The following is a 22558-nucleotide window of genomic DNA, read 5'->3' as shown; positions in this document are numbered from 1 at the left end:
CCGGCAGATTTACAGTCTGCTCCCTTTGGCCGCTCGGGCACACCGCCTGGGATTGTCGCTAGGGGAACCGCTCTGGGGCCGTGCCCCTTCGCAACGAGATAAACCATACCTGATGGCGGGGGGTGGTCCGCCACTCGGATTTACGGCCCCGGCGCCTGTCGTCGTGCGCACGCCAGGAGCACCGGCGGGGTGGTTAGGCTGGCGTGCGCGGCCCGTTACCCGCGGGGCGCCCACCTGACCGGATCTATGTGTGAGGAGCCAATCCAGCATGGCCGACTCCAGTTTCGACATCGTCTCGAAGGTCGAGCGGCAGGAGGTCGACAACGCCCTCAACCAGGCCGCCAAGGAGATCTCGCAGCGCTACGACTTCAAAGGGGTGGGCGCCTCGATCGCCTGGTCCGGGGAGAAGATCGAGCTGCGCGCGAACGGCGAGGAGCGGGTGAAGGCGGTCCTCGACATCTTCCAGACCAAGCTGGTCAAGCGGGGCATCTCGCTCAAGGCCCTGGACGCCGGGGAACCGCAGGCCTCCGGCAAGGAGTACAAGATCTTCGCGTCGGTCCAGGAGGGCATCTCCCAGGACGACGCGAAGAAGGTCGCGAAGATCATCCGCGACGAGGGGCCGAAGGGCGTCAAGGCGCAGGTGCAGGGGGACGAGCTGCGCGTCTCCTCCAAGAGCCGGGACGCCCTCCAGGAGATCATCACGCTGCTCAAGGGCAAGGACTTCGACTTCGCGCTCCAGTTCGTGAACTACCGCTGAGCGTGCGCAGGCGGTCGGCGCCGCGCGCCCCCGCTACCAGCGGTAGCCCGGGTACGCGGCGGCCGAGCCGCTCGGGACGATCTCCCGGCCGAGCGGCATCAGCGAGATCGGCATCATCTTGAAGTGCGCCAGCCCGAACGGGATGCCGATGATCGTCACGCAGAAGGCGATCCCCGCCAGGAGGTGGCCGAGGGTCAGCCAGATGCCGGCGATGACCAGCCACAGGATGTTGCCGATCCCGGACGCGATCCCGGCGTCGCCGCGCTGCCGCACCGTCTGCCCGAAGGGCCACAGCGCGTACGCGGCGATCCGGAAGCACGCGATGCCGAACGGGATGGTGACCACGAGGATGCAGCAGATGACGCCTGCGATCACGTAGCCGAGCGCCATCCACAGCCCGGAGAAGATCAGCCAGATCAGATTCAGGAGTGTCTTCACGAGCGCTCGCCTGCCATCCGTTCGAGCCGCGCGATGCGCTCGGGCATCGGCGGGTGGGTGGAAAAGAGCCTGGACATCCCCACGCCGGGACGGAAGGGATTGGCGATCATCATATGGCTGGCCGTCTCCAGCCGCGGCTCGGACGGCAGCGGCAGGTGCTTCGTACCCGCGTCGAGCTTGCGCAGCGCGGCGGCCAGCGCCGCCGGATCGCCCGTGAGCCGCGCCCCGGCGGCGTCCGCCGCGTACTCGCGGGAGCGGCTGACGGCGAGCTGGATGAGCGAGGCCGCCAGCGGCCCCAGGATCATGATGAGCAGCATGCCCACCAGGCCCGGCCCCTCGTCGTCGTCCGACCGGCCGAACGGGATCAGCCAGGCGAAGTTGGCCAGGAACATCACCACGGTGGCGAGGGCTCCGGCCACGGAGGAGATGAGGATGTCGCGGTTGTAGACATGGCTCAGCTCGTGGCCCAGGACGCCGCGCAGCTCGCGCTCGTCGAGCAGGCGGAGGATGCCGTCCGTGCAGCACACCGCGGCGTTGCGCGGGTTGCGCCCGGTGGCGAAGGCGTTGGGGGCCTGGGTCGGGGAGAGGTAGAGGCGGGGCATCGGCTGCCGGGCGGCGGTGGACAGCTCCCGGACCATCCGGTAGAGCGCGGGCGCCTCGAACTCGCTGACGGGCCGGGCGCGCATCGCCCGCAGGGCCAGCTTGTCGCTGTGCCAGTAGGCGTAGGCGTTGACACCGAGCGCGACGACGACAGCGACCACCAGGCCCATGCGGCCGAAGAAGCTGCCGAGGACGACGATGACGGCGGACAGGCCCCCGAGGAGCAGGGCCGTCCTCAGCCCGTTGTGCCGGCGGTGCACGGTACGCCCTCCAGATGATGCAGCAGGGGAACCCTGAGCCAGGTGGCAGTTCCACCTTCCAGTGGACCCTCACGTACTGGTGAACGCCAGATAAGCGCCGCCAGTTCCCGGTGGCGCCGTCGCGGGTACCGGTGAGACGTGCGCTACAGCAGCGTGCCGGAGGCGAAGCGCAGGACGAGCTGAGGGGCACCGGAGAGGGCGACGCCGAGGACTGCGGTCAGCGCGATGACGGCGGCGACGGGGGCGGCGACCGGGGCGGCGAGCGCGCCGCTGCGCGGGGGCCGTACGGCGGTGGCCCGCGCGGCGGTGGCGCCGGGGGCGGCAGCGGCGGGCTCGGGTGCGGGCTCAGCAGCCGCGGGCGCGGCGGGCTCGGGCGGCGGGCGGAAGAGCAGCGCCGTCCACCGGAGGTAGTAGTAGAGCGCGATGACCACGTTCACCGCCATCACCACCGCGAGCCAGCCCAGGTCCGCGTCCACGGCGGCCCGGAAGACGGTGACCTTGGCGAACAGTCCGATCACGCCCGGTGGCAGCCCGGCCAGGCAGAGCAGGAAGAAGCCGAGGGCGAGGGCGGCGAGCGGGTTCGCGGCGTACAGCCCCCGGTAGTCGCTGACGCGGTGGGCCGCGCTGAGGCCGCGTACGTGGGCCGCGACGGCGAACGCCCCCAGGTTCACCACGGCGTACATCAGCGCGTACGCGACCGTCGCGCCGATGGCCTCCGACGGCGACGAGGACCAGGCCGCCGCCGCGACGGGCACCAGCAGGTAGCCCGCCTGGCCGACGGAGGACCAGGCCAGCAGGCGTACGGCGCTGTGGCGGCGGTCCGGGCGCTGACGCAGTGCGGCGACGTTGCCGACCGTCATCGTCAGCGCGGCGAGGACGGCGAGCGCGGGACCCCAGAGGTGGTCGTAGGAGGGGAAGGCGACGACGGTGACCAGGATCAGCCCGGTGAAGCCGACCGCCTTGCCCACCACCGAGAGGTACGCGGCGACGGGCAGCGGGGCGCCGACGTAGGTGTCGGGGACCCAGAAGTGGAAGGGGGCGGCGGCGGTCTTGAAGGCGAAGCCGACGAGCGTGAGGACGACGCCGGTGGCGGCCAGCGTCTCCAGCCGCGCGTCCGTGCCGGGCAGCTGCTCGGCGATCACGGTCAGGTGCAGCGAGCCGGTGGCCGCGTAGACGAAGCTGACCCCCAGGAGCATCACGGCGGTGGCGGTGACCGAGGAGAGGAAGAACTTCAGCGCCGCCTCGGAGGAGAGCCGGTCGCCGCGCCGCAGCCCGACCAGGGCGAACGCGGGCAGCGAGGCGACCTCCAGGGCGATCACCAGGGTGACCAGGTCGCGGGAGGCGGGCAGCAGCGCGGCGCCCGCCGCTGAGGACAGCAGCAGGAACCAGAACTCCCCGGCGGGCAGGTGCTCCTCGCGGACGGCCGGCAGGGCCAGCAGTGCGGCCAGGAGCGCGCCGCCGAGCACCAGCAGCTGGATGACGAGCGTGAAGTCGTCGGCGGCGTAGCTGCACGAGGCGGCACCGGCCGCACCCTGCGGGCCGGTGTTCGTGAGGCAGAAGGTCTCGCGGTCCCCGTCCAGCAGCGGCAGCAGCGTGAGCGCGGCCAGCGCCAGCCCGGCGACGGCGCCCCAGCCGAGCAGCCGCTTGCGCGCCTCGGGCACGAAGAGGTCCGCGACCAGGACGGCGAGACCGGCGAGCGCCGCGACGGTGGGCGGGGCGATGGCGAGCCAGTCGACGGACTGGACGAGCCCTCCGGCGATGACGGTCATCGGCTCACTCCCGGGAGGAGGTTCTGTACGGCGGGGTCGGTGAGCCCGAGGAGGGCCGCGGGCCACAGCCCGGCGAGCACGGTGAGCACGGCCAGCGGCGTCCAGGCGGCGAACTCGTAGCCGCGGACGTCCGGCAGCGTGACGGGGACGGCCTCCGGCCGCTCCGCCGGGTCCCCCATGCACACCCGCCGTACGACCACGAGCAGGTACGCGGCCGTGAGCAGGGTGCCGAAGGCGCCGAGGGCCATGAAGACGAGGAAGGCGGGGCGGCTGAGCCCGTCGGCGGGGTCGAGGGCGCCGAGGAGGGCGAGCATCTCGCCCCAGAACCCGGCCAGTCCGGGCAGCCCGAGGGAGGCGACGGCGGCGAAGGCCAGCAGCCCGCCGAAGCGCGGCGTCCGGGCGTACAGGGCCGCTCCGGTGCTGCCCGCGAGCTGGTCGAGGTCGGTGGTGCCGGTGCGGTCCTTGAGGGCGCCGACCAGGAAGAACAGCAGGCCGGTGATGAGGCCGTGCGCGACGTTGGCGAACAGCGCGCCGTTGACCCCGGTAGCCGTCATGGTCGCGACGCCCAGCAGCACGAAGCCCATGTGGCCGACGGAGGAGTACGCGATGAGCCGCTTCAGGTCGCCGCGGGCGCCCCGGCGGGCGAGCGCGAGGCAGGCGAGCGAGCCGTAGATGATGCCGACGGCGGCCAGCGCCGCGAGGTAGGGCGCGAAGGTCTGCATCCCGTCCGGCGCGACCGGCAGGGCGATGCGTACGAATCCGTAGGTGCCCATCTTCAGCAGGACGCCCGCCAGCAGCACGGAGCCGACCGTGGGGGCGGCGGTGTGCGCGTCCGGCAGCCAGCTGTGCAGCGGCCACATCGGGGTCTTCACGGCGAGCCCGGCACCGATGGCGAGGACCGCGAGGAGCTGGGTGGTATGGCTGAGCCCGGCGCCGTTGTCGGTGGCGAGTGCCACCATGTCGAAGGTGCCGCCCTCGATCCCGATCAGGAGGAGGCCGAGCAGCATGACGACGGAGCCGAGCAGCGTGTAGAGGATGAACTTCCAGGCGGCGGCGGCCCGTTCGGCACCGCCCCAGCGGGCGATGAGGAAGTACATCGGGATGAGCACCATCTCGAAGGCCAGGAAGAACAGCATCAGGTCGAGGACGGCGAAGGTGGCGAGGGTGCCGGATTCGAGGACGAGCAGCAGGGCGACGAAGCCCTTGGCCGAGGGGCCGTCGGGCATCTTGAAGCAGCTGTAGAGCGCGCAGAGGAAGGTCAGCAGCGCGGAGAGCACCAGCAGGGGGAGGGAGATGCCGTCGATGCCGAGGTGGATGCGGATGTCGAGTGCGGGAATCCAGCTGATATCGGTCTCGGCCTGCACGGCCGCGGGCTGATCGTGGTCGAAGCCGACGGCCAGCAGGATCGTCAGCAGCAGCACGGCGCCGGTGACGGTCGCGCCGTGCCGCAGCACGGCCTGCTCCGGGCCGGTGCCCTTGAGGCCGGGCGGGGCCGGGAGCAGGGCGGCGGCCGAGCCGAGCAGCGGGAGGAGGACGACGGCCGCGAGCAGGAGGCCCATGGTGGTGTCGTTGAGGGGCAGCACGGTCAGGCGCCTCCGGTTCCGGCGGCCACGAGGACGGCGGCCACGGCCAGCACGAGCGATCCGGCGAGCAGCGCGCCGAGGTAGGTCTGGGCGTTGCCGGTCTGGCTGCGGCGTACGGCGGTGCCCAGCAGGCGGGGGCCGAGGCCCGCGCCGCGTACGTAGGTGTCGACGACCGCGCGGTCCAGGAAGCGGACGAGCCGGGCGGCGGCCTGGACGGGGCGTACGAACAGGGCGGTGTAGCAGGCGTCGAGGTGGAAGCCCTGGGCGGCGTGCCGGTGGAGGGGGCCGAGCAGCAGCCGCCCGGGGTCGGCGGGGTCGGGCGCGTCGGCGCGGTCGCCGTAGGCGGCCTCGTGGCTGGCGATGGCCGCGACCTCGGAGCTGGCGGCGTCCCGCTCCGGGTGGGCGGCCACGGCACCGAGGGGGACGCGCGCGGCGAAGGCGGTGGTGTGCCGCCAGGTGGCGTACGTCATGACGGCGCCGACGCCGGCCAGGCCGGTGGCGAGTACGGAGGTGGTGAGGGTGGGTGCCAGGGAGCCGCCGTCGAACCAGTCGGGCAGCACGCCATAGAGGATGCCGAAGGCGAGGGAGGGGAGGGCGAGGACCCAGAGCACGGTGGTCATCACGGCGGGCTCGCGGCCGTGGTCCGGCGCGTCCTGCGGGCCGCCGCCGTGGAACGCCCGCAGCCAGAGGCGGGCGGCGTAGGCGGCGGTGAGCAGGGCCGTGGCCAGGCCCGCGACGAGCACGGTCCAGCCCGCGCCGGAGGGCACGCCGTGCGCGTGGCCGAGCGCCGCGTGTTCGGCGGCGCCGAGCACGGCCTCCTTGGAGAAGAAACCCGCGAAGGGCGGGATCGCGGCGAGCGCGAGGAGGGCGATGGTCATGGTCCAGTAGGCGTCCGGCGCGCGGCGCGCCAGCCCGCGCATGCGGGCCATGGCGGCCAGGGAGTTCGTCCCGGCGGCGTGGATGAGGACGCCCGCGCCCAGGAAGAGGAGGGCTTTGAAGGCGCCGTGCGCGACGAGGTGGAAGACGGCCGCGCCCCGGTCGGCGACGGCCAGCGCCCCCGCCATGTAGGCGAGCTGGCCGATCGTGGAGTAGGCGAGCACGCGTTTGACGTCATCCTGCGCCAGCGCGGCCAGCGCCGAGCCGACCATGGTGACGGCCGCCATCAGCGCGAGCACCGTCAGGGCGGCGGCGGAGGCGGCGAAGACCGGCAGCAGGCGGGCGACGAAGTACACGCCCGCCGCGACCATCGTGGCGGCGTGGATCAGCGCGGAGACGGGCGTCGGGCCGGCCATCGCGTCGGGCAGCCAGGTGTGCAGCGGGAAGAGCGCGGACTTGCCCGCGACCCCGGCCAGCAGCAGCAGCGCGATCAGGGTGGGGTGGTCCAGCTGGAAACCGGAGAGCGAGGAGCCGAGCCGGACGGTGATCGTGCTGATCCGGAAGCTGCCCATCTCGCTCGCCAGGGCCAGAATCCCGATCAGGAAGGGCACGTCGCCCAGCTTCGTGACCAGGAACGCCTTGAGCGAGGCGTCCCGGGCGGCCCGCGTCTCCCAGTAGTGGCCGACCAGGAAGTACGAGCAGATGCCCATGATCTCCCAGCCGACGAGCAGCACGATCAGGTCGTCGCTGTAGACGACCAGGAACATGGCGGCGGTGAAGAGGGAGACCAGCGCGGCGTACGAGGAGTAGCGCGGGTCGTCGCGCAGGTAGCCGGTGGAGTACAGCTGCACGCAGCAGGCGACGACGCCGACGAGGATCGAGACCAGGGCGGCGAAGCCGTCGATGTGCAGCGCGAGTTCGACGGGCAGCACGGCGTTGCCGGTCGGCGTCAGCTCGGTGGCGGCCCGCAGCGGGTCGCTCCCGCCGTGCCGGAAGGCGACGATCCCGGCGAGGCAGGTCGCCAGCAGGGTGGGCAGTACGGCCAGCGGCCGCACGAAGCCGGGGGCGCGGCGGCCGAGCAGCAGTCCGGCGAGGGCGCCGAGGAGGGGCAGCAGGGGGACGAGGACAGCGAGGGTCGTGGTGGTCACGCGGTCTGCCTCCCGGCGGAATGCCCCTGTTCATCCTGCTGGTCCGGCTGGTGGTCCGCGTCGCCCGGTTCGGCGCGCTCCCGGAGGTCGCGCAGCCGGTCGATGTCGGACGTGCCCCGGTTGCGGTGGACGAGCAGCACGATGGCCAGGCCGATGCCGATCTCGGCTGCGGCGACGGCGATGACGAACAGCGTCAGCGCCTGGCCGGTGTGCAGCGTGTCGCGCAGCCAGACGTCGAACGCGACGAGGTTGAGGTTGACCGCGTTGAGCATCAGCTCGACCGAGATCAGGATCAGGATCGCGTTGCGCCGGGCCAGCACCCCGTAGACGCCGACGCAGAAGAGGAGGACGGAGAGGACGGCTGGATAGACGAGATGCATCAGCCGCGCTCCTCTGGGCCGGGCGCGGCCGGGTCGCCGCTCGGGCGGGAGTCGCCGCCCTTGCGGGAGAGGATGATCGCGCCGACGAGCGCCGCCAGCAGCAGTACGGACAGCGCCTCGAACGGCAGCACCCAGTGCCGGAAGAGGATCTCGCCCGTGACCCCGGCCGAGCCCTGCACGGAGCGGTCCACGTCGATCCAGGTGGACCGGAAGGCGTCCACGACCACCGTCACCAGCGTGGCCGCCGCCGCGAGGGCCACCGCCAGCGCGGGCCAGCGGTTGCCGGAGTCGGCGGCCTGCCTCGCCTCGGCGCGCAGCGCCGCGTAGGAGGGGTGGCTGCGGGCGACGGTGGGGACGATGGGCGCCTTGGTCAGCATCAGCCCGAACAGCAGCAGGACGACGACCGAGCCGACGTAGATGAGGACCTGCACCCACGCGATGAACTCGGCGGTCAGCAGCAGGTACTCGACGGCGATCCCGCCCAGCGCGACGACCAGCCACAGCGCCGCGTGCACCAGCTTGCTGGTGGTGACGGTCACGATGGCGGCGGCGAGGGTGGCGATACCGACCAGGACGAAGACGATCTCGACACCCGTCGGGGAGAGGAAGCCGGGGTGCCCGGCGGCGAAGCTCACTCGTCCGCCCCCTCGTCCGTCCGGGTCTGCCGCGCCGCCGCCAGCTTGTCCGCCGTCCGGCGGGCGGCGGTGACCTCCTTGGGCTCCTCGGCCGCCGGGTCGAGCGCGGGCGGCTCCGGCACGGTCCACATCCACTCGCGGAGCTTGTCCCGCTCGTGCGTCAGTTCCAGGATGTCGGTCTCCGCGTACTCGAACTCCGGCGACCAGAACAGCGCGTCGAACGGGCACACCTCGATGCAGATGCCGCAGTACATGCACAGGGAGAAGTCGATGGCGAAGCGGTCCAGCACGTTGCGGCTGCGCTCGCGCCCGCCGGGTGCGGCGGCGGGCAGCGTCTCCTTGTGCGAGTCGATGTAGATGCACCAGTCGGGGCACTCGCGGGCGCACAGCATGCACACCGTGCAGTTCTCCTCGAACAGCGCGATGACGCCACGGCTGCGCGGCGGCAGCTCAGGCTGCGCGTCCGGGTAGTGCGCGGTGACCGAACGGCGGGTCATCGTGCGGAGCGTGACCGCCAGGCCCTTGGCCAGGCCCGCGCCGGGCAGGGGGCTCACTGGATCACCACCTTGACCACGCCCGTGAGGGCGATCTGGAAGAGGGCGAGCGGCACCAGGACCGTCCAGGCCACCCGCATGATCTGGTCCTCGCGCAGCCGGGGATAGCTCACGCGCAGCCAGATGACCACGAAGGCGAGCACCGCCGCCTTGAGCAAGGTCCACGCCCAGCCGAGCCCGTCCTCGGCGAACGGGCCGTGCCAGCCGCCCAGGAACAGCACCGTGGTGAGCCCGCACAGCACCACGATGCCCGCGTACTCGGCGAGCAGGAAGAGGGCGAAGCGCAGGCCGGTGTACTCGGTGTACGCGCCGAAGATGATCTCCGAGTCCGCGACCGGCGCGTCGAACGGCGGCCGTTGCAGCTCGGCGAGCCCGGCGATGAAGAAGACCAGCGCGCCGATGATCTGCCACGGCACCCACCACCACTCGAAGGCGTCGAGGATGCCGGGCAGCGAGAGCGTACCGGCGGCCATCGCCACGGACGCGGCGGCCAGCAGCATCGGCAGCTCGTAGGCGATCAGCTGCGCGGTCGTACGGAGGCCGCCGAGCAGCGAGAACTTGTTGGCCGAGGCCCAGCCGCCCATCAGCGAACCGAGCACGCCCGCGCCCATCACGGCCAGCACGAAGAAGATCCCGGCGTCGATCGACTGGCCGACGCCGCCGTCCGGGCCGAACGGGATCACGATCAGGACCAGCAGGTACGGCAGCAGCGCGACGGCGGGCGCGAGCTGGAAGACCCGCCGGTCGGCCCCGGCGGGGACGACGTCCTCCTTCTGCGCGAACTTGACGCCGTCGGCGACGAGTTGCGCCCAGCCGTGGAAGCCGCCGGCGTACATGGGGCCCACGCGGCCCTGCATGTGGGCCATCACCTTGTGCTCGGTCTGGCCCACCAGGAGCGGGAAGGTGAGGAAGACCACGAGCACGGCGGCGAGGCGCAGCGCGACATCGAGCACGTCCATCAGGCGCCGCCCTCCGTCCCGGGCCGGGCTTCGCCCTCGGGGTCTGCCGCAGGTTCTGACTCGTCGGCAGGTTCGGGGGCGTCCGGCTCGGGGGCGTCCGGCTCGGGGGCGTCCGGCTCGGGGGCGTCCGGGCTCTCCGCGTGGTGCCAGGGCGCGTCGGTCGAGCGGGTGCCGGGCGTGGGCGCGGCCGGTGCCGGGCGCGCGGACGCGGCGTCGGGCAGCGCCTGCTCGGCCTGCGCCTGCTCGGCTTTCGGCGGCTCTTTCTGCTCCGGCGCCGACGGCGCGGCGGCCTCGGCGGCGCGCTGGCTGGCAGAGCCGTCCCCCGCGCGGCGCGCGCGGCGCGGCGGCGCGGGTGTGTCCGCCGCGCGCTCCTCCCCCGCGCCCGGCGCGGGCCGCTGGCTGGCCGAGCCGGCGCCCGACGTACGTGCCCGGCGTGCGGGACGGTCACCGGCGGCTGCCGCACCACCGGCCGCCCGGCCGCGTGCGGGCCGCGCGGGGGCGGGCGGCAGCTGGCCCTTCAGCGGACCCCATTCGTTCGGGTCCGGCACGCCCGGCGGCTGCATCTGGCGCCGCTTGGGCCCGCCGTGCCCCGACTCGCCGGGCTCCTTCGCCCCCGGCCACGCCTTGGCGACGCGCGCCGCGAGCACGAAGTCCTTGCGCAGCGGATGCCCCTCGAACTCCTCGGGCAGCAGGAGCGGCAGCAGGTGGGGATGGCCGGTGAAGTCCAGGCCGAACATCTCGTGCGTCTCGCGCTCGTGCCACCCCGCACCGGCGAAGACGCCCGTCGCGGTGGGCAGCACGGGCGCCTCGTGCCCGACAGTCGTACGGACGACGAGCCGCCGCAGCTGCCGTCCCGCGGCGGGCGCGGGCAGGGCCACCAGATGCGCGCAGACGCGGAAGCCCGTACCGGGCTCGTCCACCGCGCTGATCCAGTCGAGGTAGTCGCAGCCCAGCTCGTCACGGGCGGCGGTGAGCGCCGGAATCCACCGCTGGGGCGGCACGTCGACGGTGAGCAGCGCGTACGCCTCCTCGGCGGACGCACCCGCCCCGAACAGCGCGTCCGCGCCGCGCGGCAGCCACCCCACGGGGGCCTGCGGCACGGCGGCACCGCCCGCGTCCTCAAAGGTCTCCTCCGGCCCGGTCAACGGTCGCCCCGCTCTGCGGGAGAGGCGCCCGGCAGGCCTGCGCCCTGCCCGGGCGGGAGCACCGGCGGGCTGGTCAGCGCGGCCGCGGACGGACGGCCGCGCGCGCCCGCACCGGGCACGTACCGGTCGGCGAGCGACTCGCGGGAGATCTTCTCCTGGAGCTTCAGAATCCCCTGGAGCAGCGCCTCGGGCCGGGGCGGGCAGCCGGGCACGTAGACGTCGACGGGGATGATCTGGTCGACGCCCTTGGTCACCGAGTACGAGTCCCAGTACGGGCCGCCGCAGTTGGAGCAGGCGCCGAAGGAGATGACGTACTTGGGCTCGGGCATCTGCTCGTAGAGCCGCTTGACGGCCGGGGCCATCTTGTCCGTCACCGTGCCCGAGACGACCATCAGGTCGGCCTGGCGCGGGCCGGGCGCGAACGGGATCACGCCGAGCCGGATGAAGTCGTGCCGGGCCATCGACGCCGCGATGAACTCGATCGCGCAGCAGGCGAGCCCGAAGTTGAAGACCCACAGGCTGTACCGGCGGCCCCAGTTGAGCACCACCTTCATCGGCTCCGGGGCCAGCCGGGAGAGCACGCCGAGCCGGGGTGCGGGCTGCGGCAGGTCAACCGGGCCGGTGGAACCGGCGGGACCGGTGGTACCGGCGGAACCGGCCTTCTCTACGTCCATTCCAGGACGCCCTTCTTCCATGCGTACAGCAGACCGACGGACAGGAAGCCGAGGAAGATGAACATCTCCACCAGCGTGGCGCCGCCGAAACCCGGCGCGGCGAAGACCGTCGCCCACGGGAACAGGAAGATGGAGTCGACGGCGAAGATGACGTAGAGGAACGCGTACACGTAGTAGCGCACCTGGGTGTGGGCCCAGCCCTCACCGACGGGGTCGACGCCGCACTCGTAGGTGAGCATCTTCTCCCGCGTCGGCACCACCGGCCGCAGCAGCCGCCCGGCCGAGAAGGACACGGCCACGAAGAGCACGCCGACGACGGCGACCAGCCCGACGACCGAGTAGCCGTGGAAGTACTCCGGCACGTCCGCCCGTCCTCACCTGTGTGTGTCGTACTCGCCGACTCCGCCCATCCGTCCGCCCCACACCCTAGGCCCTGCTCACCGCGCCCTGCTCGGCCGTTCACCAGGTGGGCACGCTTGCCCCGGTTCGCCCGGTGCGGGTGGCGGGCAGCGGCCGGCGGCACCGTACGGCGCGGACGGGCCGCGCCGTACGGATCACTGTGCGCCGGGAGGCGTCCGGAAGCTACCCCGCCCGGCGGACGGTGACGCGGAACGCCGCCCCCGAAACTCTCACGCCGGGTCGGCGCCGCCCGCGCGCGCCGTGCGCGCCGGGTCCGCCGCGCCCTTTGGGGCGGCGCCCTCCGGGGCGGCCATGCCCCGCAGGTGGGCCGTCAGGTCCTTCAGGGCCTGCCAGGCCAGGCCGGGGCCCGTCGCGGTGATCGGGTAGTAGAACCCGGGGGCGTGCGCCGGGCCGAGCGGGCGGGGCCGGTCGGGCAGCGGGGGGCGGCGGGCCACGTCGAGGCCGGCGGCCCGTACGTCCGCGCTCCCGAGCGCGAAGGCCACCGGCTCCGGCGCGCCCTCCAGCCAGGGCGGCACCGTCAGGTCCGCCCGCGCCGCGCGGCGCTGGACCAGCAGGGACACCAGGGCGTGGTCGGCGACCAGTTCCCCGGCCAGCTCGGCGAGCGCGGCGTGCGGCGGCACGGGGTCCCCGGCGGCAGCCGCCCCGCCTGCCGCAACCGCCCCCTCCGCCGATGCGCCGAACGCCGCCGTCACCTCCTCATCGACCCCGGAGGCCGTACGGGAGACCCGCAGCGTGGCGAGCGCCGGGCGCGTCGCCGGATCGCCCACGGCCACCAGCCACGTCGGGGCGGGCGCGCGCTTGCGGGCGAACTCCGTCAACTCGCCACGCGACCAGGGCGTGCCGGCCGGCTCCGCGCTGCCCCAGCCCGCGGGCGGCCCGCCGGTGAGCCGCCGCCAGGCGGCCTCCAGCGGCCCGCCCAGCCGGAGCGCGGCGGTGGCCGGGCCGCGGGTGCGGAAGGTGAGGAGCAACTGGTGCCCGCCGGGACGGCCGCCGGCCGCGAACTGGGCGGCGGGCCGACCCGTCGGCTCGAACGCGCCGTCCCGCCAGCGCAGTTCGACGCCCGCGAGGCCGTCGTAGCAGGCGCCCGCGGCGTCCCGTACGACCCAGCGGTGCGGCAGCCCGGCCAGTGCCGTCCGGGTGGGCAGGGTGAGGCGGGTGCCGGGCGGGGTGACGAGTTGGAGGGCGCGCCCGCCGGCGAGCGCGGCGCGCAGCGCGTCCGCGAACCAGGAGGTCATGGCGACCAGGGGGCGGTCCTGGATGACGACCGCCGCCCGGTCGGTCAGCACGTCGACGGCGGGCTGTTCGGCCGCCGGGGCGTGCATGCCCAGCGCGTCGCGCACGACCTCGGCGCCGCCCCCGGGCGCGGTGGCCGCGCGCGGCCAGACCGTGCCGCCGAGCTGTCCCGTCAGGCGGGTGGCGATGGTGCCCGCGAGCGCCTCCGCGTGCCGGGTCGCCGTCGCGGCGCGGATCTCCGTCCACCACACCGGTCCGCCCACCTCGACGCCCAGCAGCCGCGCCGCCTCGCCGGGGACGCGCAGCAGCGCCGGCGCCTCCACGGTGGCCAGCGCCCGTCCGTCCGCGTCGCTCAGCTGGAGCACGGCGCCCTCGGCGCGGGTGCTCAGCACGGTGTCCGGCCCGGCGGACAGCAGCGCGGCCAGCAGGCTCCACCGGTCGGGCATGCGCTCGGTGAGGGCGATCACGTCGGTGGTCATGCGCGGCCTCCCGCTGTGCCGGCGGGCCCTGCGGCCCCGGCATCTCCTGAGTCCGCGTCGTCCCCCGCCAGCGCCGTCTGGATGAGGCGGTGCGGTGCGCCGCGGCGTACGAACGTGCCCCGGCCCGGGACGCGGGGGGCCGCGTACAGGCCGGGGAAGAGCTGGCCCTCGGAGCGGTCGCCGGTCATCACCAGCGCCGCCGTGCCGCTCTCCCGCAGGGTCATCAGGAACGGCGCGTACAGCGCGCGGGAGGCTCCGGCGACCCGGCGCGTGACGACGAAGTGCAGGCCGATGTCGGGCGCGGACGGCAGGTAGGGCAGGAACGGCTCCAGCGGCTGCTGCCCGGCGGTGGCGAGCACGTCGTAGTCGTCGACGAGGACGACGATGCGCGGCCCGGCGGGCGCGGAGGTGCCGGCGGCCAGCAGTTCCGGGGCGGTGCTGTCGTCCGGCATCCGCTTCTCCAGTTCGGTGGCGATGGCGCCGGAGAGCGCGTACGCCAGCCGGGCGTTGTGCGCGTAGCCGCCCCGGTACGCCTCGGGCACCAGGCTGTAGAGCCCGCGCCGCGGGTCCATCACGGCGAAGACCAGCTCGTCGTCCCCGTACCGGGCCAGCAGGCCGCGGGTGACCAGGCGCAGGAGGTTCGTCTTGCCGCACTCGCCGTCGCCGAGGACCATCAGGTGCTGGTCGTGCCGGAAGAGGTCGAGCAGTACGGGCTCCAGGCCGCCCTGGTCGAGGCCGACCGGCACCCGCCGCGGCTCCTCGGCCGGGGTGGGCAGTTGGTGCGGGCCGAGCCGGGCGGGCAGCACCCGTACGGGCGGGGCGGGGGCGCCGGGCCAGGCGTCCCGTACGGTGCGGACGGCCTCCTCCAGCGCGGTGCCCAGGTCGTCCACGGAGGTACCGGAGTCGACGCGGGGCAGGGCGGCGTGCGCGAAGAGTTTGGCGTCTGTCAGCACCCGGCCCGGCTCGTCGGGGGTGAGCGTCTCGGCCAGGCGGCGGCTGACGCTGCTGTCGGTGGGGTCGTTGAGGCGCAGTTCCACGCGGGTGCCGAACGCGGACTGGGCGGCGATGCGCACGTCGTTCCAGCGCAGCACTCCGGCGACGATGTGGATGCCGTAGCCGCTGCCGCGCTTGAGCAGGTCGCCCACGCCCTCGTCCAGCTCCTCGAACTCGCCGCGCAGCTCGCCGAATCCGTCGATCACCAGCACGACGTCGGTGCAGCCCAGCTCCGGCAGCCCGCCGTCGGCCCGCAGGGCGCGCAGCTGTTCGACGGAGTCGATGCCGTGGTCGCGGAAGAGCTCCTCGCGGGCGGCGAGCATGCTCCGGACCTCCTCGACCGTACGGGCGGCCCGCTCGTGGTCGGCGCGGCCCGCGACCCCGCCGACGTGCGGCAGGCCGGAGAGGGCCTGGAGGCCGCCGCCGACCAGGTCGAGCCCGTAGACGCCGACCTCCTGCGGGGTGTGGGTGAGCGCGAGGGAGAGGACAAGGGTGCGCAGCAGCGTCGTCTTGCCGGACTGCGGGCCGCCGATGACCGCCGCGTGGCCGCCCGCGACGGTCAGGTCCAGGAGCCACTGGCCCTGCCACTGCTTGTCCGGGTCGTCCAGCAGGCCGAGCGGGACGCGCAGCGGGCCCTCGGGCCGCCCCGCCAGGCGCATGCCCTGCGCGCCCGCCTGGAGCGGGCCCGCGACGCCGTCCAGCGGCAGCGCCTCGGGCAGCGGCGGCAGCCAGATCTGCGGGACGGCGGGGGCGGCGTCCGCGAGCTGCCCGACGACGGTGGACAGCAGCGTCGGGCCGACGGTACGGCGGGGCGGCGCCTGGCCGGGGCCCTGACCGGCGACCTCGCCGCTGTCGGCGGCGGGGACGGCGAGCGTGTTGTACGCGGGGTAGGGGAGGGCGCTCGGGCCCTCGTCCGCGCCGTCGCCGCCGCCGTCCTGCCGTACGGGCCCGCGGTAGGGGCCGGAGACGAAGCCCGCCTTGAACCGCTCGTAGGCGCTGGTGTCCACCTTGAGGTAGCCGAAGCCGGGGATCGGGGGCAGCTGGAAGGCGTCCGGGGTGTCCAGGACCGTGCGGGACTCCTCGGGCGAGAAGGTGCGCAGGCCGAGGCGGTAGGAAAGGTAGGTATCCAGCCCCTTGAGTTTGCCGCCCTCGATGCGCTGGCTGGAGAGCAGCAGATGGACGCCGATGGAGCGGCCGATGCGGCCGATGGAGAGGAAGAGGTCGATGAAGTCGGGTTTGGCGGTGAGCAGTTCGCCGAACTCGTCGATGACGACGAACAGGTGCGGCAGCGGCTCCAGACCGGGCCGCTGTGCGCGGGCGGCGGCGTAGGTGGAGATGTCGGCGAGGTCGCCCGCGTCCTTGAGCACCTGCTGGCGCCGCTTGACCTCACCGGCAAGGCTGGCGTGCACCCGCTCCACCAGCCCGGCGCGGTTCTCCAGGTTGGTGATCAGGCCCGCGACGTGCGGCAGCGGGGCGAACGGCGCGAAGGTGGCGCCGCCCTTGTAGTCGACCAGCACCATCGCCAGGTCCTCCGGCGGATGCGTGGCCACCAGGGCGAGCACCAGGGTGCGCAGCAGCTCGCTCTTGCCGGAGCCGGTCGCGCCCACACACAGGCCGTGCGGGCCCATGCCCAGCTCGGCGGACTCCTTGAGGTCGAGCAGCACCGGCTCGTGCGCGTCGCCCAGCCCGATCGGCACCCGCAGGAAGTCCTGGTCGCCGCGGGGCGCCCACAGGCGGCCGGTGTCCAGGGCCGCCGGGTCCGCCAGGCCCATCAGCTCCGTGAAGTCCACCGGCCCGGACAGCGGCGCACCCGCGGCGGCCGACTCGGGCGACAGCCGCAGCGGCGCCAGCATCCGGGCCAGGCCCAGGGCGGCGGCGGGCGTCAGGTCGTCCAGGGTGCCCTGCACGGTGACCGGCACCTCGCCGCGCAGGTCCTCCACGGCCACCGTACGGCCGTCGTCCCCGACGGTGATCCGCACCGAGACCTGCCCCGGCTCGTCGATGCGCCGCGCCAGCAGATGCAGCACGGTCACGCCCATGTCGGGCAGCGGCACGGCCTCGTCGGGGCGGGTCGGCTCGGCCGCCACCTGTCCGTGCCGGTCGCTGACGACGAGCAGCCTGCTGGTCAGCCGCAGCGCGTCCCGCCCGGCCAGGCCGCGCCGCACCTCGGCGGCGTACGCGGCCCGCCGCCGCAGCTCGCCGCCGAGCCCGGCGCACAGCCGGGGCATGTCCGGGGCGATACGGCGCGCGGGGACGGGGCCGTCCCACTCCTGCGCGTCGAGGCTGTGCGGCAGCCACTTCGCCCAGGCCCAGTCGGCCATCCGCCCCTCGGGCGCGGCCAGGGCCAGCGCCAGGTCGTCGGGGGCGTGGCCGACCGCCGCCTGGAGGACCAGGGTGCGTACGGCCCGCAGCACGTCCTCGCGCGCGCCGATCACGCTCACGTTGCCCGCCCGGTCCAGCGGTACCGACAGCGGCGTCTCCGGGACGGTGGCGAAGCGCTCCTGGAGGCCGGCCGCCTCGTTGAGCATGAACGGGTCGGGCGGGGTGAGCACGGAACTGCCCTGCTGCTCCATGCGCAGCGTGCGTACGGGCGACTCGCCGGTGCCCGCCCGTACGTCGAGGAAGTCCCGGTCCAGCCGGCGCCGCTCCCACAGCCGCGCCGGGTCGCGCACCAGGTCGTACAGCGCCTCCGGCGGCGGCGACAGCACCCGGGCGGCGGCCCGGCGCTCGCGGTCCTCGGCGCTCAACTCCTCGCGCAGGCCCTCCAGATACTCCAGATAGCTCTCCCGCTGGGTGCGCCGGGTGCGCTGCGCCTTGCCCCGCTGCGAGAAGAGCAGCAGCACCCCGCCGATCACCGCGACCACCAGGACGACCGCGCCGATGGCGGCGAACTGGCTGCTGCGGATGACGGTCATCATCACGACCGAGCCCATCACGCCCATCATCGGCAGCAGCGAGGTGGCGGCCGAACCGCCCTTGCCGTCGGGGAGGTTGGGCGGCGGCTCCATGAGGCGCTCGGCGGGCGGGGGCAGCGGGCGCGTGGTGCGGGCGGGGCGGTGGACGACCCGGACGCTCATATCTTCCGCTCCCCCGCCGGTGGCTGCCGCACCGGTGGCTGCCGCGTCGGTGCCGGGTGCGCCGGCGCCGGGGCGCCGTCCGCCGGGCGCCCCGCCGGCAGGCGCTCGCGGGAGACGGCGCGGTCCAGCACGGCGGCGGCCAGCGAGGCCGCCGCCTCCCGGGTCTCCCGGCCCAGCAGCCCGGGGCGTACGGCGCCGCCCGCCGCGAGGTGACGGTCGTAGGGCAGCGTACGCACGGCGGCGCCGCCCGCCTCCAGGTACGCGACGGCGCGGGCCGTATCGAGCGCGGTGTCCGGGGCGGTGCGGACGAGGGCGACGACCGTCGTCGGGAGCATGCTGCGGTGCACCTTCCCCAGCCAGTCCAGCACGGTGCGGGTGGCGGCGACGCCCTCCACGGTGGCGGGCGCGGTCAGCACCCGCGCCTGACCGGTCACCAGCGCCGTACGCGCCACCTCGGCGGGCAGCGTCTCGCAGTCGACCACGGTGGCGCCGAAGTAGCGGCGCACGGCGGCCATCACGGTGCGGTAGGTATCGACGTCGATCTGCGCCCCGACCGAGCCCTGACTGCCCGGCAGCAGCCAGCCGCCGCCCTCGAACGGCAGGAGGTAGCCGGTCAGGTCGGTGATCCGCATCGACGGGTCCACGATGCGGGCCAGGTCGGCGCAGGACCAGCGGACCTCGGCGGCACCCAGCCGCCGGGGCAGCGTGCCCAGCGCCGGATCGGCCTCCACCGCGAGCACCGGATCGGCGCGGTAGTGGGCGTACGTCAGCCCGAGCAGCGCGGCGACCGTGGACTTGCCGGAGCCGCCCCGGATGCTGGTGACGGCGATCTGGCGGCCGGTGGTGACGGGCTGCTGGATGGCGCGGGCGGCCTCCGTGACGGCGGCGGTCTCGCGCGCGGCGGAGGCGACCAGCGAACGCAGGGCGCGCGTTGTACGGCGGGCGAGGGTGTCACCGTGCCGCGAGCGGCGCTCGGCGGCGGCGAGTTCGGGCGCGATCAGCGGCACGGAGAGGGGGGAGGGCAGCGGCGGGGGCGGGGGCGCGGCCGGCGGGGCGGGGCGCGGGGGCGCGGACGCGGGCGCGGCAGGCCGGGGCACCGGCGGGCCGGGCACGGCGTCGGCGGCGCCGGTGGCCGCCGGGGGGCGTGCGGCTGCGGCAGGCACGGCCGCTGCCGCCGCGGACGCCGGGCCTCCCGTCGCGCTTCCCGCCGGGCCTCCCGTCGCACCCAGCTCCCGCAGCACGTCGTGCTGCCAGTTCTCCGGCCCGCCGCCGCGCGCGGGCGGCGGGCCGCTCGCTGCCCCCATCAGATCGCTGCCCCCATCAGATCCGCGCCTCCCTCAAAACGTCTCCAGCAGGCGGCCGTACACGCCGAACGCACCGATGGCCACCGGTATCAGCACCACCACGCCCACCGACTCCACGAAGTTCGTGATCCGCCGCAGCCGCACCCGCACGTGATCGGGCGGCCGGGCCACCAGCACCGCCAGCGGCAGCAACGGCAGGGCGCACAGCGCCGCCAGCGGCGCGGCCTCACCGCCCGTGCCGCCGCCCTCCGCCTCGGCCCACAGCACCAGCAGCCGCACGACGAGCACCACCCCGGCCGCCTGGAGCGCGACCACCTCGACCGCCAGCGGATACGCCCGCGCCCGCGAGAAGAGGACGACGGCCAGCAGCGCCGCCGCCGTCACCGACCAGGTGTTCGTACGGTCGGCGGCCAGCCAGCCGCCGCCCGCGGCCGAGGCCGCCACGGCCACCGTCGCCAGCGCGAGCCCGCGGTGCGTGGCGGCCAGCGCCACGTCCACCCCGTGCCGGCTGACCGAGGTCTCGGCCACCCGCCGGTCGTCCAGCCGGGTCAGCCCCGCGCTCATCAGCGCGAGCCTCGGCAAGTAGCCCAGGGCCAGCACCGAGGCCGCGCCGAGCGCCGCACCCAGGCGGTAGCCGCCGGAGAGCAGCCAGCCCAGCTCCCAGCCGCCCACCACCACCACGACCGCCGCCGCACCCACGTACCCGCCCCGGCCCACCGGTGTCGCCGTCCCCAGCAAGGCGAGCGTCACCGTCGCGGCCAGGCCCAGCGCCGCCAGCCGCGCATCGGCCGCCTCCGTCGCCGTCCATCCCGCGAACAGGCCCAGCGCCCCGCCCAGCGCGATCAGCGCGGTGCCCAGCTCCCGGCCGCCCAGCCGCGCCACCAGAGCGCCCGTACCGGCCGCGGCGGCGGCGGCCACGGCGAGCGGCAGCCGTACGTCCTGCTGCCCCAGCCAGGCGCGCGCGGCGAACGCCGCCGTCAGCGCGAGCAGCACGGCGGCCGTACCGGCGGCCCAGGCGCGCGTACGGTCGCCCCAGCGCCAGGCCCGTACGTCCAGGTCCTCCGCCGTCTCGTCGGACACGTCGTGCACGACGGGCGCGGCGGGCGTCTCCTGCTCCCGCACCAGACGCAGCACGGCGCCGTCGGCGACCCGCGCGGAGGCGAGCGTGTCGTCCTGCGCCAGCACCTCGCCGCGCGCGGTCACCAGGCGCCGCAGCAGGGGGCGTTCGGACGCCCGGTCGTCCAGCAGGTCGAGGATGTCGGGGAGCAGCTCCCCCACCGGCTCGTCGGCGGGCAGCAGCATGTCGATCCGGCGCCGCTCACCGACCAGCGTCACCCTGCTCAGCGCGGTCCGCCGCCCCGCGGTCGCCGCCGTCACCCGGCCGCCCCCACCACCGCGTACGGCGCGGAACGCCCGGCGCCGTCCCTGCCCTTGTCCTCGTCCTTGTGCAGAATCCGCTCCGAGACGAACGACCAGCCCACGCACCCGGCACACATGACGGCGGCCAGCGCGATGCCGCCGAAGATCTTCCCGGTGTTCTCGTCCAGCGTGCGCCGCATCCGCTGCGAACCGAACAGCAGCGCGTCCCGCAGCCTGCGCCGCCGCACGGCGACGGACTCCAGCAACTGCCCGTCGTAGTCCCGAGCCATGCCGCCCCCTCCCCAGGTCCGTCCACCACTGTACGAGATCACCGAATACCAGTGCGTAGCGGTCCTGCCCTCACCGACGGGATCGGCCTCGTGCGGCGCTCCCGGGCGGCGGGGGCTCTTCTCCCGCCCGCGGCGCCGCTCTGTGCGCGCAGGCCCGCGTACCGCTCCGGGCGAGCCGGGAGGAACCTGCCGAGGTGGGGCGGGCGGCTACCAGGTGCCCCGGACTTCTTCGGGGCTGGAGCCGAAGACGAGGTCGAGGACGCGGCTCATGCGTGGGTCGTAGATGTGGGCGTCCGGCTGGGCGACGCCTTCGGAGCGGTCGTAGCGCCAGCCGCTGTTCACACCCGCGAAGTGCCGGTGGTGGACCTTGTCGGTCTTCACGGTTCCCGAGCCTGCCACGCTGTGCACGCGCCACTGCGTGGTCATCTCGTCCACGACGCCCGGCAGGGCCGCCCACTTCACCGTCGTCGTGCCCTTGGACCGGTGGTGGTAGTCCGTGAAGCGGCGCTGGCGGTCGGAGGCCATCGGGGTGCGCGTCGCCTTGGCCATCCAGTAGCCGGAGAACATCACGACGCCGGTCTCCGACTCGGCGGCGTGGTCGAAGACGGACCGGGCGTCATCGGCGAGCATCAGCTCGTCGATGTCCGCGCTGATCACACCGGCCGCCTGGGACAGATAGCGGAAGCGGCCGTGCTCCAGGAGCCCGTACTGGCAGTAGTCCGAGTCCCAGATCTTGTTGGGGCCGCCCTGCGGGCCGAAGGGGAAGGGCCAGTCCACGACGACGGCCGTGGTGATCCCGTCCACCTCCGCGATGGCGTCGGCGACGTCCTGCGGGGTGTAGCGCGTGGAATTGTTGTCGTAGAAGACGATTCCGGTCACCCCGTGCACGAGGTGGTAATAGCGCAGGAAGTCCTGAATCCAGACGAGGTCGTTGTCCTTGGACTTCGTGATGATCGTGCGCTGCCCGGCGAAGAGGTCCGACTCGTTCGGCGCGATGTCCGCGCCGAACCTGTCGTTCCCCAGGCTGAAGGACAGTTCGCGGCCCGCACCGGCAGCCCCCGCAATCACCGAGCGCTGTGTGCGACCCCAGTCGCGGAGAGCGAGATCACCCGTGACGTCGACGCCGTCGACGCGCCAGGCCCCGTTGCTGAGCGGCGCCTTGAGGTTGCTCACCGGCGGGCCGCACAGCCACACGTCGTCGCCGTGCTGGAAGGCGTCGTAGAAGAGGGTGCGGGCGTCGAACTGCTCAAGGTATTCGGGCTGCTGGTCCTCCGGTTTGCGCGGCGGCTCCCGGCGGAAGAGGGAGGAGACGGGCAGCGTCACCGCGGACGGCCGGACTACCTTGATCACTTTGTGCTGCGACTCCCCGCTCGCCCGCCGCAGGTCCCAGGCCCGGCGCGAGAGACGGATCGGTTCGATGAATTCATCGAGGGTGAGGGACCCGGAGCCGTGCGCGTACCTGCGGCGCTCCGCCTCCAGCTCGGCCACGCGGCGGTCGAGGCGCGCTATCTCCGCCCGCAGGGCCTCCGCCGACGCGAGGGTGTCCTCGACGGCTCCAGATGTCATTCTCGCTCCCGTTTCCGAGCGCCCTCCGGTGGGCCGGTCGCCGGGTCACGGCCGACAGC

At 74.4% G+C, this 22558-nt stretch carries 19 protein-coding genes; 1 reads left to right on the top strand and 18 read right to left on the bottom strand.

Features of this window, described 5'->3' with window-relative positions; translation table 11 throughout:
- The first annotated feature begins 268 nt into the window (after positions 1–268).
- Positions 269–757 carry a YajQ family cyclic di-GMP-binding protein gene (locus H299_RS0118905; protein WP_027749675.1) on the top strand — a complete coding sequence of 163 codons (489 nt, stop codon included), beginning with the start codon at positions 269–271 and terminating at the stop codon, positions 755–757.
- Positions 758–790: 33 nt separating this feature from the next.
- Here H299_RS0118905 and H299_RS0118900 read toward each other — a convergent pair whose 3' ends face one another.
- The 18 genes from H299_RS0118900 to H299_RS0118815 all read right to left on the bottom strand — a co-directional run bounded on the left by H299_RS0118900 (position 791) and on the right by H299_RS0118815 (position 22499).
- Positions 791–1195, bottom strand: coding sequence for a YccF domain-containing protein (locus H299_RS0118900; protein WP_027749674.1), 405 nt, complete (start codon positions 1193–1195; stop codon positions 791–793).
- A complete protein-coding gene (gene htpX, locus H299_RS0118895; protein WP_027749673.1) occupies positions 1192–2055 on the bottom strand; it encodes a zinc metalloprotease HtpX in 864 nt (287 codons plus the stop codon). The genes H299_RS0118900 and htpX overlap by 4 nt, the downstream gene beginning before the upstream one ends.
- A gap of 143 nt (positions 2056–2198) precedes the next feature.
- Complete coding sequence (locus tag H299_RS0118890) at positions 2199–3824, bottom strand: NADH-quinone oxidoreductase subunit N (RefSeq protein WP_027749672.1); 1626 nt, start codon at positions 3822–3824, stop codon at positions 2199–2201.
- Positions 3821–5383 (bottom strand): NADH-quinone oxidoreductase subunit M, encoded by a 1563-nt coding sequence (locus H299_RS0118885; protein ID WP_078512864.1) that lies wholly within the window; start codon positions 5381–5383, stop codon positions 3821–3823. Before H299_RS0118885 ends, H299_RS0118890 begins: the two co-directional genes overlap by 4 nt.
- A 26-nt stretch (positions 5384–5409) precedes the next feature.
- Entirely contained in the window at positions 5410–7431 is a 2022-nt protein-coding gene (locus tag H299_RS0118880) for an NADH-quinone oxidoreductase subunit L (protein WP_027749670.1), read from the bottom strand.
- Positions 7428–7811, bottom strand: a complete 384-nt coding sequence (gene nuoK, locus H299_RS0118875; RefSeq protein ID WP_027749669.1) for an NADH-quinone oxidoreductase subunit NuoK — start codon at positions 7809–7811, stop codon at positions 7428–7430. Before nuoK ends, H299_RS0118880 begins: the two co-directional genes overlap by 4 nt.
- Positions 7811–8446, bottom strand: coding sequence for an NADH-quinone oxidoreductase subunit J (locus H299_RS34995; RefSeq protein ID WP_037759611.1), 636 nt, complete (start codon positions 8444–8446; stop codon positions 7811–7813). The genes nuoK and H299_RS34995 overlap by 1 nt, the downstream gene beginning before the upstream one ends.
- The gene (locus H299_RS0118865) at positions 8443–9000 is read right to left on the bottom strand and encodes a NuoI/complex I 23 kDa subunit family protein (RefSeq protein WP_027749668.1); all 558 of its coding nucleotides are present in this window, start codon (positions 8998–9000) and stop codon (positions 8443–8445) included. Before H299_RS0118865 ends, H299_RS34995 begins: the two co-directional genes overlap by 4 nt.
- A complete protein-coding gene (locus H299_RS0118860) occupies positions 8997–9962 on the bottom strand; it encodes a complex I subunit 1 family protein (RefSeq protein WP_027749667.1) in 966 nt (321 codons plus the stop codon). Before H299_RS0118860 ends, H299_RS0118865 begins: the two co-directional genes overlap by 4 nt.
- Entirely contained in the window at positions 9959–11104 is a 1146-nt protein-coding gene (locus tag H299_RS34990) for an NADH-quinone oxidoreductase subunit C (RefSeq protein WP_158692358.1), read from the bottom strand. Before H299_RS34990 ends, H299_RS0118860 begins: the two co-directional genes overlap by 4 nt.
- Positions 11101–11778, bottom strand: a complete 678-nt coding sequence (locus tag H299_RS0118850) for a NuoB/complex I 20 kDa subunit family protein (RefSeq protein WP_027749666.1) — start codon at positions 11776–11778, stop codon at positions 11101–11103. Before H299_RS0118850 ends, H299_RS34990 begins: the two co-directional genes overlap by 4 nt.
- Positions 11769–12140, bottom strand: a complete 372-nt coding sequence (locus H299_RS0118845; RefSeq protein ID WP_027749665.1) for an NADH-quinone oxidoreductase subunit A — start codon at positions 12138–12140, stop codon at positions 11769–11771. The genes H299_RS0118850 and H299_RS0118845 overlap by 10 nt, the downstream gene beginning before the upstream one ends.
- Before the next feature lie 267 nt (positions 12141–12407).
- Positions 12408–13910: a DUF6177 family protein gene (locus tag H299_RS34985; RefSeq protein WP_486587335.1), complete on the bottom strand. Its 1503-nt coding sequence runs from the start codon at positions 13908–13910 to the stop codon at positions 12408–12410.
- Complete coding sequence (eccCa, locus tag H299_RS34980; protein WP_051262621.1) at positions 13907–17980, bottom strand: type VII secretion protein EccCa; 4074 nt, start codon at positions 17978–17980, stop codon at positions 13907–13909. The genes H299_RS34985 and eccCa overlap by 4 nt, the downstream gene beginning before the upstream one ends.
- Positions 17977–19284: a CpaE/TadZ family protein gene (locus tag H299_RS34975; protein ID WP_486587334.1), complete on the bottom strand. Its 1308-nt coding sequence runs from the start codon at positions 19282–19284 to the stop codon at positions 17977–17979. The genes eccCa and H299_RS34975 overlap by 4 nt, the downstream gene beginning before the upstream one ends.
- A 33-nt stretch (positions 19285–19317) precedes the next feature.
- On the bottom strand, positions 19318–20661 hold the full coding sequence (gene eccD / locus H299_RS0118825) for a type VII secretion integral membrane protein EccD (protein WP_027749664.1): 1344 nt from the start codon (positions 20659–20661) through the stop codon (positions 19318–19320).
- Positions 20658–20933: a hypothetical protein gene (locus H299_RS34970; protein WP_051262620.1), complete on the bottom strand. Its 276-nt coding sequence runs from the start codon at positions 20931–20933 to the stop codon at positions 20658–20660. The genes eccD and H299_RS34970 overlap by 4 nt, the downstream gene beginning before the upstream one ends.
- Before the next feature lie 207 nt (positions 20934–21140).
- Positions 21141–22499: a capsule biosynthesis protein CapZ gene (locus H299_RS0118815; protein WP_027749663.1), complete on the bottom strand. Its 1359-nt coding sequence runs from the start codon at positions 22497–22499 to the stop codon at positions 21141–21143.
- Positions 22500–22558 lie beyond the last annotated feature (59 nt).

The organism is Streptomyces sp. CNH287, assembly GCF_000424825.1.
The sequence above is the reverse complement of the archived record's forward strand: the minus strand, read 5'-3'. Positions and strand labels throughout refer to the sequence as shown.